This is a genomic window from Mycobacterium sp. E2238, assembly GCF_001672665.1.
Lineage (GTDB): Bacteria > Actinomycetota > Actinomycetes > Mycobacteriales > Mycobacteriaceae > Mycobacterium.
The window spans coordinates 17,139-30,534 of the sequence record NZ_LZKF01000063.1 but is presented as its reverse complement, the minus strand read 5'-3'; the positions used below and the strand labels follow the sequence as shown (position 1 = coordinate 30,534).

Annotated in this window: 14 protein-coding genes; 11 read left to right on the top strand and 3 right to left on the bottom strand. The window is 68.0% G+C overall.

What is annotated here, in order from left to right:
- Positions 1-9: 9 nt before the first annotated feature.
- The 7 genes from A5711_RS05200 to A5711_RS05170 are packed head-to-tail and all read left to right on the top strand — an operon-like array spanning position 10 to position 6,323.
- Complete coding sequence (locus A5711_RS05200; protein WP_082953168.1) at positions 10-798, top strand: metalloregulator ArsR/SmtB family transcription factor; 789 nt, start codon at positions 10-12, stop codon at positions 796-798.
- Positions 795-2,255 carry a Fe-S cluster assembly protein SufB gene (gene sufB, locus A5711_RS05195; protein ID WP_067944576.1) on the top strand — a complete coding sequence of 487 codons (1,461 nt, stop codon included), beginning with the start codon at positions 795-797 and terminating at the stop codon, positions 2,253-2,255. Before A5711_RS05200 ends, sufB begins: the two co-directional genes overlap by 4 nt.
- Positions 2,252-3,421 carry a Fe-S cluster assembly protein SufD gene (sufD, locus tag A5711_RS05190; RefSeq protein WP_067944575.1) on the top strand — a complete coding sequence of 390 codons (1,170 nt, stop codon included), beginning with the start codon at positions 2,252-2,254 and terminating at the stop codon, positions 3,419-3,421. The genes sufB and sufD overlap by 4 nt, the downstream gene beginning before the upstream one ends.
- Positions 3,418-4,254 carry a Fe-S cluster assembly ATPase SufC gene (gene sufC, locus A5711_RS05185; RefSeq protein ID WP_067944574.1) on the top strand — a complete coding sequence of 279 codons (837 nt, stop codon included), beginning with the start codon at positions 3,418-3,420 and terminating at the stop codon, positions 4,252-4,254. Before sufD ends, sufC begins: the two co-directional genes overlap by 4 nt.
- Before the next feature lie 2 nt (positions 4,255-4,256).
- Positions 4,257-5,504, top strand: a complete 1,248-nt coding sequence (locus A5711_RS05180) for a cysteine desulfurase (protein ID WP_067944573.1) — start codon at positions 4,257-4,259, stop codon at positions 5,502-5,504.
- A complete protein-coding gene (sufU, locus tag A5711_RS05175; protein WP_156744788.1) occupies positions 5,501-6,001 on the top strand; it encodes a Fe-S cluster assembly sulfur transfer protein SufU in 501 nt (166 codons plus the stop codon). Before A5711_RS05180 ends, sufU begins: the two co-directional genes overlap by 4 nt.
- Entirely contained in the window at positions 5,976-6,323 is a 348-nt protein-coding gene (locus tag A5711_RS05170; RefSeq protein WP_066958214.1) for a metal-sulfur cluster assembly factor, read from the top strand. The genes sufU and A5711_RS05170 overlap by 26 nt, the downstream gene beginning before the upstream one ends.
- 131 nt (positions 6,324-6,454) lie before the next feature.
- Here the strand turns inward: A5711_RS05170 and A5711_RS05165 are convergent, their stop codons facing one another.
- The 3 genes from A5711_RS05165 to A5711_RS05155 all read right to left on the bottom strand — a co-directional run bounded on the left by A5711_RS05165 (position 6,455) and on the right by A5711_RS05155 (position 10,002).
- The gene (locus A5711_RS05165) at positions 6,455-7,189 is read right to left on the bottom strand and encodes a hypothetical protein (RefSeq protein WP_067944612.1); all 735 of its coding nucleotides are present in this window, start codon (positions 7,187-7,189) and stop codon (positions 6,455-6,457) included.
- Between the two features lie 131 nt (positions 7,190-7,320).
- On the bottom strand, positions 7,321-8,091 hold the full coding sequence (locus tag A5711_RS05160; RefSeq protein WP_067944572.1) for a DUF5666 domain-containing protein: 771 nt from the start codon (positions 8,089-8,091) through the stop codon (positions 7,321-7,323).
- A gap of 84 nt (positions 8,092-8,175) precedes the next feature.
- On the bottom strand, positions 8,176-10,002 hold the full coding sequence (locus tag A5711_RS05155) for an acyl-CoA dehydrogenase (RefSeq protein ID WP_067944571.1): 1,827 nt from the start codon (positions 10,000-10,002) through the stop codon (positions 8,176-8,178).
- A gap of 184 nt (positions 10,003-10,186) precedes the next feature.
- On the opposite strand from A5711_RS05155, the gene trxA reads away from it, so the two are divergent.
- Genes trxA through A5711_RS05135 form a run of 4 tightly spaced genes read left to right on the top strand, consistent with a single transcriptional unit; the run spans position 10,187 to position 13,358 of the window.
- Positions 10,187-10,540, top strand: coding sequence for a thioredoxin (gene trxA, locus A5711_RS05150; protein ID WP_067275529.1), 354 nt, complete (start codon positions 10,187-10,189; stop codon positions 10,538-10,540).
- 55 nt (positions 10,541-10,595) lie between these two features.
- Entirely contained in the window at positions 10,596-11,405 is an 810-nt protein-coding gene (locus tag A5711_RS05145; protein ID WP_067944570.1) for an enoyl-CoA hydratase, read from the top strand.
- A 22-nt stretch (positions 11,406-11,427) separates the two neighbouring features.
- Positions 11,428-13,056: an ABC-F family ATP-binding cassette domain-containing protein gene (locus A5711_RS05140; RefSeq protein ID WP_067944569.1), complete on the top strand. Its 1,629-nt coding sequence runs from the start codon at positions 11,428-11,430 to the stop codon at positions 13,054-13,056.
- 56 nt (positions 13,057-13,112) lie between these two features.
- Entirely contained in the window at positions 13,113-13,358 is a 246-nt protein-coding gene (locus tag A5711_RS05135) for a helix-turn-helix domain-containing protein (protein ID WP_255398162.1), read from the top strand.
- Positions 13,359-13,396: the final 38 nt, after the last annotated feature.

Genomic DNA, 13,396 nt, shown 5'->3' with positions numbered 1-13,396 from the left:
AGGGCACCCTTGGTAGACCGATCCCTGGAATTGCGTCACACTGGTGTTGTGAAAATCCGAACCGATCTCGACGACGCTGCCGTGGGTGCAGCGGCCGCCGCGGTTCGGGACGGCCACACCCGGCGCGCCATCGTGCGCCTGCTGGTGGAGTCCGGATCGATCACCGCCGGCGAGATCGGCGACCGGCTCGGGTTGGCGGCCGCCGGTGTGCGGCGCCATCTCGACGCCCTGATCGAGGCGGGCGACGCCGAGTCGGTGCCCGCCGCGTCCTGGCAGCAGGTGGGGCGCGGGCGCCCCGCCAAGCGCTTCCGGCTCACCGCGGCGGGCCGCGCCAAGCTCGAGCACGCCTACGACGACCTCGCGTCGGCGGCCATGCGCCAGCTACGGGAGATCGGCGGGGAGGACGCCGTCCGCACCTTCGCCCGGCAGCGGATCGACGCGATCCTGGCCGGCGTGCCCGCGGCGGACAGCGACGACGACGCCGAGGTCGAGGCGGCCGCCGAACGGGTTGCCGGCGCGCTGACCAAAGCCGGCTACGTCGCCACCACGACACGGGTCGGGGGACCGATCCACGGCGTGCAGATCTGCCAGCACCACTGCCCCGTTTCGCACGTCGCCGAGGAATTCCCGGAGCTGTGCGAGGCCGAGCAGCAGGCCATGGCCGAGGTGCTCGGGACCCACGTGCAGCGGTTGGCGACCATCGTCAACGGGGACTGCGCCTGCACCACCCACGTACCACTGACCCCGGCGCCCAGCCCGCGTCGCGACACCACGAGCATCGAAGGAGCGTCGTTATGACCCTCACGCCAGAGGCCCAAAAGGCCTTTAAAGCGGGAGAAGCCGAGCCGTTGACCCAGGAGCAGACGATCGCCTCGCTGGGCCGCTACGGCTATGGCTGGGCGGACACCGACGTCGCGGGGGCCAGCGCCCAGCGCGGGCTGTCCGAGGCGGTGGTCCGCGACATCTCGGCGAAGAAGAACGAGTCCGACTGGATGCTGCAGACGCGGCTGAAGGCGTTGCGCATCTTCGAGCGCAAGCCGATGCCGACGTGGGGTTCGGACCTCGGGGGCATCGACTTCGACAACATCAAGTACTTCGTGCGCTCCACCGAAAAGCAGGCCGCCTCTTGGGATGACCTGCCCGAGGACATCCGGAACACCTACGACAGGCTGGGTATCCCGGAGGCCGAGAAGCAGCGCCTGGTCGCAGGTGTGGCCGCCCAGTACGAGTCCGAGGTTGTCTATCACCAGATTCGCGAGGACCTGGAGTCTCAGGGTGTCATCTTCGTCGACACCGACACCGGCCTGCGTCAGCACGAGGACCTCTTCAAGCAGTACTTCGGCACCGTGATCCCGGCCGGCGACAACAAGTTCTCCGCGCTCAACACCGCGGTGTGGAGTGGCGGTTCGTTCATCTACGTCCCGCCGGGCGTGCACGTCGACATCCCGCTGCAGGCCTACTTCCGCATCAATACCGAGAACATGGGCCAGTTCGAGCGGACGCTGATCATCGTCGACGAAAACGCCTACGTGCATTACGTCGAGGGCTGCACCGCGCCCATCTACACGTCGGACTCGTTGCACTCGGCGGTGGTGGAAATCATCGTGAAGCCCGGTGGCCGTTGCCGTTACACCACCATCCAGAACTGGTCGAACAACGTCTACAACCTGGTCACCAAGCGCGCCCGCGCGGAGGCCGGCGCCACCATGGAGTGGGTCGACGGCAACATCGGGTCCAAGGTGACCATGAAGTACCCGGCGGTGTGGATGACCGGAGAGCACGCCAAGGGTGAGGTCTTGTCGGTCGCCTTCGCCGGGGAGGGCCAGCACCAGGACGCCGGCGCCAAGATGCTGCACCTGGCGCCGAACACGTCGAGCAACATCGTGTCCAAGTCGGTGGCCCGCGGCGGCGGCCGTACCTCCTACCGCGGCCTGGTGCAGGTGAACAAGGGTGCCCACGGCTCGCGCTCCAGCGTGAAATGTGATGCGCTGCTGGTCGATACGATCAGCCGCAGCGACACCTACCCCTACGTCGACATCCGCGAGGACGACGTCACGATGGGCCACGAGGCCACCGTGTCCAAGGTCAGCGACAACCAGCTGTTCTACCTGATGAGCCGCGGACTTACCGAGGACGAGGCGATGGCGATGGTGGTGCGCGGCTTCGTCGAGCCGATCGCCAAGGAACTGCCTATGGAGTACGCCCTGGAGCTCAACCGGCTCATCGAATTGCAGATGGAGGGCGCGGTCGGATGACCGCTTCTTCTGCTGCTGCTGCGCTGAACAAGGGCGAGTTGTTCGCGTCCTTCGACGTGGACGCGTTCGAGGTGCCCAGCGGGCGCGACGAAATCTGGCGGTTCACCCCGCTGCGTCGGCTGCGCGGCCTGCACGACGGCTCGGCGCAAACGACCGGCAAGGCGCAGATCAGCGTCAGCGAACAGCCGGGCGTGCAGGTCGAGACGGTCCGCCGGGGCGACGAACGGCTCGGCCGTGCCGGTGTACCCACCGACCGCGTTGCGGCGCAAGCGTTTTCGTCGTTCAACTCCGCGACGCTGGTGAGCATCGGGCGCGACACGCAGATCGCCGAGCCGATCAACATCACCGTGACGGGCCCCGGCGCCGGCGCGGTCGCGTACGGGCACCTGCAGGTCAACGTGTCCGAACTGGGCGAGGCGGTCGTGGTGATCGACCACCAGGGCAGCGGAACCTACGCCGACAACGTCGAATTCATCGTCGGCGATGCCGCCCGCCTCACCGTTGTGTGGATCGCGGACTGGGCCGACGACATGGTTCACCTGTCCGCGCAGCACGCCAGGCTGGGTAAGGACGCGGTGCTGCGGCACGTCGCCGTCACCCTGGGCGGCGAAGTGGTGCGGATGTCGGCCAACGTGCGGTACACCGCCCCGGGCGGGGACGCGGAATTGCTGGGGCTGTACTTCGCCGACGACGGGCAGCACCTGGAGTCGCGGCTGCTGGTCGACCACGCGCAACCCAATTGCAAGTCGAACGTGCTGTATAAGGGTGCGCTGCAAGGGGACCCGGCATCGCAGCGGCCCGACGCCCACACCGTCTGGGTGGGCGACGTGCTGATCCGCGCGGAAGCCACCGACACCGACACCTTCGAGGTGAACCGAAACCTGGTGCTCACCGACGGGGCGCGCGCCGACTCGGTGCCCAACCTGGAGATCGAGACCGGCGAAATCGTCGGCGCCGGGCACGCCAGCGCCACCGGACGATTCGACGACGAGCAACTGTTCTACCTGCGTGCCCGCGGCATCCCCGAAGACCAGGCGCGCCGGCTGGTCGTGCGCGGCTTCTTCGGGGAGATCATCTCGAAGATCGCCGTGCCCGACATCCGGGAGCGCCTGACCGCCGCCATCGAACACGAACTGGAAATCACGGAGAAGACAACAGCGTCATGACGACATTGGAAATCAAAGACCTGCACGTCAGCGTCGAAGACCCGAACGCGCCCGAGGGAAGCCGCGAGATCCCTATCCTCAACGGCGTAAACCTGACGGTGAATTCCGGTGAGACGCATGCGGTGATGGGCCCCAACGGCTCGGGCAAGTCCACGCTGTCCTACGCGATCGCCGGTCACCCGAAGTACCGGGTGACGTCCGGGTCGATCACGCTGGACGGCCAGAACGTTCTGGACATGAGCGTCGACGAGCGCGCCCGCGCCGGACTGTTCCTGGCCATGCAGTACCCCGTCGAGGTGCCGGGCGTGTCGATGTCGAACTTCCTGCGCAGCGCGGCGACCGCCGTTCGCGGCGAGCCGCCGAAACTGCGGCACTGGGTCAAGGAGGTCAAGGCCGCCATGAGTGACCTCGACATCGACCCGGCTTTCGCCGAACGCAGTGTGAACGAAGGGTTTTCCGGCGGCGAGAAGAAGCGCCACGAGATCCTGCAGCTGGGATTGCTCAAGCCCAAGATCGCCATCCTCGACGAGACCGACTCCGGTCTGGACGTGGACGCGCTGCGCGTGGTCAGCGAGGGCGTGAATCGCTACGCCGAGGCAGAGCACGGCGGCATCCTGCTGATCACCCACTACACCCGGATCCTGCGTTACATTCGGCCGCAGTTCGTGCACGTGTTCGTCGGCGGCCGGATCGTCGAATCGGGTGGGCCGGAGCTGGCCGACGAACTCGAGGAGAGCGGCTACGTGCGCTTCACGCAGACCGATGGCGGCGACCCGCCGCGCCCGGCTTCGCCGAGCTTGCGATCACCGCGAGCGGCGGCCGCAGGGGCGTAAGCATGACGCGGACAGCACTGGACGTCGACGCGATCCGCGCCGACTTCCCGATCTTGAAGCGCGTGATGCGCGGCGGGAAGCAGTTGGCGTACCTGGATTCCGGCGCGACGTCCCAGCGCCCGCTGCAGGTGCTCGATGCCGAACGTGAGTTCCTGATCACCTCCAACGGCGCGGTGCATCGCGGTGCGCACCAGCTGATGGAGGAGGCGACCGACGCCTACGAGCAGGGCCGCGCGGACATCGCCGCGTTCGTCGGCGCCGATGCCGACGAGCTGGTGTTCACCCGCAACGCCACCGAGGCGCTGAACCTGGCGTCATACGTGCTGGGCGACAAGCGGTTCGACCGGGCCGTGGGCGAGGGTGACGTCATCGTCACCACCGAGTTGGAGCACCACGCCAACATCGTCCCGTGGCAGGAGCTTGCCCGCCGCAGCGGCGCCACCCTGCGCTGGTACGGCGTGACCGACGACGGGCGCATCGACCTCGACTCGCTGGAGCTCAGCGAGCGTGTGAAAGTTGTTGCCTTCAGCCATCATTCGAACGTGACCGGCGCGGTTTCGCCGGTGGCCGAACTGGTCGGCCGCGCTCACGCGGTGGGCGCGGTGACGGTGCTGGACGCCTGCCAGTCGGTGCCCCACGAGCCGGTCGACCTGCACGCGCTCGGAGTCGACTTCGCCGCCTTCTCCGGCCATAAGATGTTGGCCCCCAACGGGGTCGGCGCGCTCTACGCCCGTCGCGAGGTGTTGTCGCAGCTGCCGCCGTTCCTCACCGGTGGGTCGATGATCGAGACGGTGACGATGGAGGCGTCGACCTACGCGCCTGCGCCGCAACGGTTCGAGGCCGGCACGCCGATGACCTCACAGGTGGTCGGGCTGGGCGCGGCCGCGCGTTATCTGGGCGCCGTCGGCATGGACGCCGTCGAGGCGCACGAGCGTGAGCTGGTCACTGTGGCCCTCGAGGGCCTGTCGGGCATCGACGGCGTGCGGATCGTCGGGCCGGCCACCATGGAAAACCGGGGCTCGCCCGTCTCCTTCGTCGTCGACGGCGTGCACGCGCACGACGTCGGCCAGGTGCTCGACGACGAGGGCGTCGCGGTGCGCGTGGGGCATCACTGCGCGATGCCGCTGCACCGCCGATTCGGCGTGGCGGCCACCGCCCGGGCATCATTCGCCGTGTACAACACCCCCGACGAGGTCGAGCGGCTGGTCGCCGGAGTGCGGCGCGCGCTGGAATTCTTTGGGAGACAATGACCGTGCGCCTGGAGCAGATGTATCAGGACGTGATCCTCGACCACTACAAGCATCCGCAGCACCGCGGGCTGCGGGAGCCTTTCGGCGCGCAGGTCTCTCACGTCAACCCGGTCTGCGGCGACGAGGTGACGCTGCGGGTCACGCTGTCCGACGACGGCCGGCGCATCGCGGACGTCTCGTATGACGGGCAGGGCTGTTCGATCAGCCAGGCGGCCACCTCGGTGCTCACCCAGCAGGTGATCGGTCAGACGGTGCCCGAGGCGCTGCAGACCGTCGCCGCGTTCACCGAAATGGTGTCTTCGCGCGGCACCATCGAGGGCGACGAGGACATCCTCGGCGACGGGATCGCGTTCGCCGGAGTGGCCAAATACCCGGCCCGGGTGAAATGCGCACTGCTGGGATGGATGGCGTTCAAGGACGCACTGGCCCAGGCTTGCACTGACAGGGGCGCGGACTTCGAGGAGGAAGAAAATGAGCGAGACCGCCGCACCGGATGACGAATTCCTTGCCGATCTCGAGGAGGCGATGCGCGACGTCGTCGACCCCGAATTGGGTATCAACGTCGTCGATCTCGGACTGGTCTACGGCCTCAACGTGGAAGAGGGCGACGAGGGAACCGTCGCCCTGATCGACATGACGTTGACCTCGGCGGCCTGCCCGCTGACGGACGTCATCGAGGACCAGTCCCGCAGCGCGCTCGTCAGCAGCGGACTGGTCGACGAGCTGCGCATCAACTGGGTGTGGAACCCGCCGTGGGGGCCCGACAAGATCACCGAAGACGGGCGCGAACAGCTGCGTGCCCTTGGTTTCACTGTCTGACTCGGCCAAGGCCACCCACCGCTAGCCCTACGGCGGCGACCCGCCGCGCCCGGCTTCGCCGCGCTTGCGATCGCCGCTAGCCCTATGGCGGCGACCCGCCGCGCCCGGCTTCGCCGCGCTTGCGATCGCCGCTAGAGGTGGAAGGGCAGGTGCGGCAGGTGCAGGTGGTGGTGCGGGTGCCCCATCGGCGGGCATTGTTCCAGACTGATGGTCATCGCCTGCAGCGCCCCGCCGTCGTTCGTTCCCTGAGCCCCCATGCACGTGCCGTTCGTGATCGCCTGAGGGTTGCTGATCGTCTGCTTCTTGTAGGACGTCACGTCGGTGACCGTCACCGTGGTGGGGCCGCCGGGCCCAATCCCGTTGACGGCGATGGTGTTTCCCGACACCGATGCGACCGTGCCATAGAAGCCGGCGGGTGGTGGGCACTTGCCGTCAACGGCCGCCGTGATCATGACGGTCTGCGCGGTGACGCCAGCCGCGGGTGAACTTTGCGGGGTGGCTCGTACGTTGACGCAGCTGCCCGGGGTGACATCAGGCAGCGTGGCCGGGGCAACCTGGAAGACGGGTGTCGCAGGGGCAAAGTCGACGGTCGCCGAACCGCCGCGTGTTCTGAGCTGAATCTTGTCGCCGGCCACCGACTGGACCATGCCCTCGACGTAGTCCTTCGGCGCGGGCGGCGGGGGTGGCGGTGGCGGGGCCGCGCTCGGCGGCGCGCTGCGTGCGGCGGCCGCCGGCACCGAGGGCGCCGCGGGGCTGCTGGATTTCGTGTCGCTCGAACGGCACATGGCGACCAACAGCAGGATCACGGCGACGACGGCGACGAGCGCGAGCCGGGCGAGCCGGGGTTTGACCCAGGTGGCGGACATCGTCACATCTCCGATCGCGCGGTAAGCCGTCGCCACCGAATACCCAGGCGAGCGCGGTTATCACGGCCGCGCTCGCCTGGAGTGACGGTAATCTCAGCCGGCCTCAGCCGCGCTCAGCCTCCCTGGCCGGGCTACTTGGGTTTGCCGCACTTGCCGTCATTGGCCTGCCGCACGTTGATGCTGGTCGCCTGCAGCGTGCCGTTGTCCATCGTTCCGCGCGCCCACAGGCACTTACCCTGCGCAATCGCGTCGGTGGTCGCGGTGGCCTGCTTGCTGTACTTGGTCTTGTCGTCGACCGTCACCGCGGTTTGCGTGGTGTTGCCGCTGGGGTCGGTGCCGGTGACATTGATGGTGTTACCCGACACCGACGCCACCGAGCCGCGGACCGGGGCCGGCTTGGGGGCCGGCGCGGGTGAGCCCGGGGGCGGCGGGGTGGTCGAGCTCGGTCCCGAACCCTGCCCCGCCGGCTTGGCCGGGCAGGCGCCGTTGACCGAGGGGCTGACCTTCACGGACGCCGCGGTGACGGGCTGCCCGCCCTGGGCCGGCTGGGTCGGCCGCACGGTGACGCAGCTGCCGGAGGTGACGTCGGTCAGCGCGGCGGGCGTCGTCTCGGTGATCTTGGTGGTCGAGGTGAAGTTGACGGCGGCGGTGGACTTGTCTTCCTTGGTGACCTGGATGGAGTTGCCCGCGACCGACGCGATCAGGCCGCTGAGCCGGGCTTCGCCGCTGGCCGGGGCGGGCGACGTGGTCGTCGAGGTCACCACCGAGGTGGACGTCGAGGTCGACGTGCTCGGGCCCGCTTTGTTGGACGAGCTGCACGCGGCGACGGACAACGCGGCGACCCCGGTGACCGCGAGGACGGCGAACCGGGTACGCCGGGAGGTTGGACAGCTGGCGGACATCAACGTTCTCCAATCGTGTTTGGACGCAACGGAATGGGTATTACCCGTCGAAGCTGTAGCTAACCTGTGTGTAATCCGGGGCGGTCAGAACGCCTGTTCCGGAACGCGCATGATCTCGCCGTCAATGGACTCGATGACTTTGCGCAGGGACGTGAGCTTCGGAAGCATGTTCTTGGCGAAGAACGCCGCGGTCGCCACCTTGCCCCGATAGAAGGCGGCGTCGGTCGGCGCCGCGTCGGCCAACGCCGCGTGCGCGACACCCGCCTGCACCAGCAATCGCCAGCCGATGAGCAGATCACCCACCGCGAGCAGGTAGCGCACCGATCCGAGGCCCACTTTGTAGATCTCGGCCGGATGTTGGGCGGCGGACATCAGGTATCCGGTCAACGCGCCCGTCATCGCCATCACCTCGTCGAGCGCGGTCTGCAGCAGTTGGGCCTGCGGCTCGAGGGCCTCGTCGCAGCCGTCGATGGTCTCGGTGATCTGAGCCGTCACGAACTGCAGGGCCTCGCCGCGGTCGCGAACGATCTTGCGAAAGAAGAAGTCCAGCGCCTGGATTGCGGTGGTGCCCTCGTAGAGCGAATCGATCTTGGAGTCGCGGATGTATTGCTCGAGGGGATAGTCCTGCAGGAAGCCCGAACCGCCCAGCGTCTGCAGTGACTCGGTCAGCACTTCGTAGGCCCGTTCGGAGCTCACGCCCTTCACGATCGGCAGCAGTAAGTCGTCGACGCGGTGCGCCATCTGGTGGTCCGCTCCCGAAACATGCTGCGCGACAGCATCATCCTGATGCGCGGCGGCATACAGGTACAGCGCCCGCAGACCCTCGGCGTAGGCCTTCTGCGTCATCAGGCTGCGGCGCACGTCGGGGTGATGGATGATGGTGACTCGCGGCGCGGTCTTGTCGGACATCTGCGTCAGATCCGCGCCCTGCACCCGCTCCTTGGCGAACGCCAGCGCGTTGAGGTAGCCCGTGGACAGGGTGCCGGCGGCCTTCACTCCGATCGTCATGCGCGCGTGCTCGATCACGGTGAACATCTGCGCGATCCCGTTGTGCACGTCGCCGACCAGGTACCCGACAGCGGGCAAATCCGTTGCGCCGAAGGTCAATTCGCATGTCGGGGAGGACTTGATCCCCATCTTGTGTTCCAGCCCGGTGGCGAAGACCCCGTTGCGCGCGCCGATCTCGAACGTTTCCGGGTCGAACAGGAATTGCGGGACGTAGAACAGGCTGAGCCCCTTGGTGCCGGGGCCGGCACCCTCCGGCCGGGCCAGTACCAGGTGGAAGATGTTTTCGGCGGTGCCGCCCACGTCTCCGCCGGAGATGAACCGCTTGACGCCCTCGATGTGCCACGTGCCGTCGGGCTGTGCGATGGCCTTGGCCCGACCGGCGCCGACGTCGGAGCCCGCGTCGGGCTCGGTGAGCACCATGGTGGCCGCCCAGCCGCGCTCGACGCCCTCCGCCGCCCAGCGCCGCTGTTCCTCGTTGCCCTCGACGTACAGCGCCTGGGCCATCAACGGGCCGAGGCAGAAGAAGTTGGCGGAAGGGTTCGCGCAGATGATCATTTCGTTGACCGCCCACGCCAGCGGTGGGGGTGCGGCCATGCCGCCGATCTCTTCGTCGAGCATCAGCCGCCACCAGCCGGCCTCCTTGATGACCTGCACGGTCTTCACCAACTCGTCCGGCACGCTGATCGTGTGCTCGGCGGGGTCGAAGACCGGCGGGTTGCGGTCGGCGAACGCGAAGGATTCGGCCACCGGGCCCTCCGCCAGGCGGGCGGCTTCGGCCAGGATCGTTCGCGCCGTTTCCACGTCGAGGTCGCTATAGCTTCCGGAGCCCAGCACCGCTCCCACGTCGAGCACTTCGAACAGATTGAACTCGAGATCACGGACGTTAGCGATGTAGTGGCCCAACGCGATTTCCTCACTGGTCCCTGAGGCGGCGAATCGTCCGCATCAGTGTGTCCGACGTGGGAAAACGTACGCAACCGTAACCTACGGTGGGCCGCGGCCCGGTAACGCGTCGATGTCGTCGGGACGAACCCCGGCCCTGCGGTAGCCCGGGAACACCACGTCGCGGTCCGGCGTTGGAGCAAATGTGACAACACTGGATCTCACCGCTGAGAAGTTCAACGAAACCATCGAGGGCAACGACATCGTGCTCGTCGATTTCTGGGCGTCCTGGTGCGGGCCGTGCCGCCAGTTCGGACCCACCTTCCAGGCGTCCGCGGAGAAGCACCCCGACATCGTGCACGCCAAGGTCGACACCGAGGCCGAGCAGCAGCTGGCCGCGGCCGCCCAGATCCGCTCCATCCCCACGCTGATGGCCTTCAAGAAGGGCAAGCTGCTCTTCAACCAGGCCGGGGCGCTGCCGCCGGCCGCTCTCGAAGACCTGGTGCAGCAAATCAAGGCGTTCGACGTCGACGCGGCCCAGGCCGGTCAAGGCGAATAGCCCCCACATCGCGGCGCAGGCAGGGTGGCGCCCGCCTACGCGCTAGGTTGCTTGGGTGAGTCTGGTACTGGTAGAGCACCCGCGGCCCGGCGTCGCGCTGATAACCCTCAATCGGCCCGAGCGGATGAACTCCATGGCGTTCGACGTCATGGTGCCGCTCAAAGAGGCCCTGGAGAAGGTCAGGTACGACAATTCGGTGCGCGTGGTCGTGCTGACCGGGGCGGGCCGGGGGTTCTCCTCGGGCGCCGACCACAAGTCCGCGGGCTCGGTGCCCCACGTCGAGGGGCTGACCCGTCCGACCTACGCGCTGCGTTCGATGGAGATCCTCGACGAGGTCATCCTGGGGCTGCGGCGCCTGCATCAGCCGGTGATCGCCGCGGTGAACGGCCCGGCCATCGGCGGCGGCCTGTGCCTGGCGCTGGCCGCCGACATCCGGGTCGCCTCGACCGGCGCGTACTTTCGCGCCGCCGGCATCAACAACGGCCTGACCGCCAGCGAGCTGGGGCTGAGCTACCTGTTGCCCCGGGCCATCGGCTCGTCGCGGGCGTTCGAAATCATGCTGACCGGCCGCGACATCACCGCGGAGGAGGCCGAGCGCATCGGGCTGGTGTCGTGCCAGGTGCCCGACGAGCAGCTGCTCGACACCTGCTACGCGATCGCCGCACGCATAGCGGCGTTCTCACGGCCGGGAATCGAGTTGACCAAGCGCACACTGTGGAGTGGACTAGACGCCGGTAGCCTGGAAGGGCACATGCAAGCCGAAGGCTTGGGTCAGCTGTTCGTTCGTTTGCTCACCGCCAACTTCGAAGAAGCGGTTGCCGCGCGCGCCGAACGACGCCCGCCGGTATTCACCGACGACAAATAGCCGCAAGCATTAGGGAGAAGATGTGATCACGGCCACGGACCTCGAGGTCCGCGCTGGGGCGCGCATCCTGCTCTCACCCGACGGCCCGGACCTGCGCGTGCAGCCCGGCGACCGCATCGGGCTGGTCGGCCGCAACGGTGCGGGCAAGACGACGACGCTGCGCATCCTGGCGGGGGAGACCGAGCCGTACGCAGGAGCGGTCGCACGCGCCGGTGAAATCGGTTATCTGCCACAGGATCCCAAAGAAGGCGATCTCGAGGTGCTGGCCCGCGACCGCGTCCTGTCGGCCCGCGGCCTGGATGTCCTGCTCACCGATCTGGAAAAGCAGCAGGCGTTGATGGCCGAGGTCGCCGACGACGACGCCCGGGACCGCGCCATCCGCCGCTACGGACAGCTGGAGGAGCGGTTCGTAGCGTTGGGCGGCTACGGCGCCGAGAGCGAGGCGAGCCGCATCTGCGCCAGCCTCGGGCTGCCGGACCGGGTGCTGACGCAGAAGCTGCGTACGCTGTCCGGCGGGCAGCGCCGCCGGGTGGAGCTCGCGCGCATCCTGTTCGCCGCGTCCGACACCGGGGCGGGCTCGTCGACCACGCTGCTGCTCGACGAGCCGACCAACCACCTGGACGCGGATTCGGTTGGCTGGCTGCGCGATTTCCTGCGGTCGCACACGGGCGGCCTGGTCATCATCAGCCACAACGTCGAGTTGCTCGCCGATGTGGTGAACCGGGTGTGGTTCCTGGACGCCGTGCGGGGAGAGGTCGACGTCTACAACATGGGCTGGCAGAAGTACCTGGACGCCCGGGCCACGGACGAACAGCGGCGCCGTCGCGAACGCGCCAACGCCGAACGCAAGGCCGCCGCCTTGCGCACGCAAGCCGCCAAGCTGGGCGCCAAGGCCACCAAAGCCGTTGCGGCACAGAATATGCTGCGTCGGGCGGACCGGATGATGGCCGCGCTCGACGAGGAGCGGGTCGCCGACAAGGTGGCCCGCATCAAGTTCCCCACCCCCGCCCCGTGCGGGCGCACCCCGCTGGTCGCCAAGGGACTGAGCAAGTCATACGGGTCGCTGGAGGTGTTCAGCGGTGTCGATTTGGCCATCGACCGCGGCTCGCGGGTGGTGGTGCTGGGGCTCAACGGCGCTGGCAAGACCACTCTGCTGCGGCTGCTGGCCGGCACCGAGAAGCCCGACACCGGCGGGCTGGAGCCCGGACACGGTTTGCGCATGGGTTATTTCGCGCAGGAGCACGACACGCTCGACAACGACGCGAGCGTCTGGGAGAACATCCGGCACGCCGCTCCCGACACGGGCGAGCAGGACCTGCGCGGCCTGCTCGGCGCGTTCATGTTCAGCGGGCCCCAACTCGATCAGCCGGCGGGCACCCTGTCGGGCGGTGAGAAAACCCGGCTCGCGCTCGCGGGCCTGGTGGCGTCCACGGCGAACGTCCTGCTGCTCGACGAGCCGACGAACAACCTCGATCCCGCCTCGCGCGAACAGGTGCTGGACGCGCTGCGCAGCTACCAGGGTGCGGTGGTGCTGGTAACGCACGACCCCGGTGCCGCCGAAGCCCTCGACCCGCAGCGCGTTGTGCTGCTGCCCGACGGCACCGAGGATTTCTGGTCCGACGAATACCGGGACCTGATCGAGCTCGCCTGACTTCTGGGTGCTTTTCGCCAATTCCGCCCGCGGCCGACGGCGGGTTCTTACTCTGGGTGCTTGTCGATCGTGTTCGGGCGCGGAGGGCATCCATGAAAAGGACACCGCAAAGGTCGAAGCAGACCCGCGAACAGTTGCTGTTCGAGCTGCGCAGCGCCTATGAGGGCGGGGCCAGCATCCGCACGCTGGCCGCGTCCACCGGCAGGTCGTACGGATCGGTACACAGCATGCTGCTGCAGGCCGGTGCCACGATGCGCGGCCGGGGCGGGCCCAACCACACCTCGCGATCCTCGCGGGTATAGCGTCACTGCGAAATCACGTCCCCTTGTTCGCAGTGGCG

Excerpts from the sequence above, each read along its gene's own strand:
- sufB (WP_067944576.1), top strand. The coding sequence starts at position 795 with ATGACCCTCACGCCAGAGGCCCAAAAGGCCTTTAAAGCGGGAGAAGCC.
- sufD (WP_067944575.1), top strand. The coding sequence starts at position 2,252 with ATGACCGCTTCTTCTGCTGCTGCTGCGCTGAACAAGGGCGAGTTGTTC.
- sufC (WP_067944574.1), top strand. The coding sequence starts at position 3,418 with ATGACGACATTGGAAATCAAAGACCTGCACGTCAGCGTCGAAGACCCG.
- A5711_RS05180 (WP_067944573.1), top strand. The coding sequence starts at position 4,257 with ATGACGCGGACAGCACTGGACGTCGACGCGATCCGCGCCGACTTCCCG.
- sufU (WP_156744788.1), top strand. The coding sequence starts at position 5,501 with ATGACCGTGCGCCTGGAGCAGATGTATCAGGACGTGATCCTCGACCAC.
- A5711_RS05170 (WP_066958214.1), top strand. The coding sequence starts at position 5,976 with ATGAGCGAGACCGCCGCACCGGATGACGAATTCCTTGCCGATCTCGAG.
- A5711_RS05165 (WP_067944612.1), bottom strand. The coding sequence starts at position 7,189 with ATGTCCGCCACCTGGGTCAAACCCCGGCTCGCCCGGCTCGCGCTCGTC.
- A5711_RS05160 (WP_067944572.1), bottom strand. The coding sequence starts at position 8,091 with ATGTCCGCCAGCTGTCCAACCTCCCGGCGTACCCGGTTCGCCGTCCTC.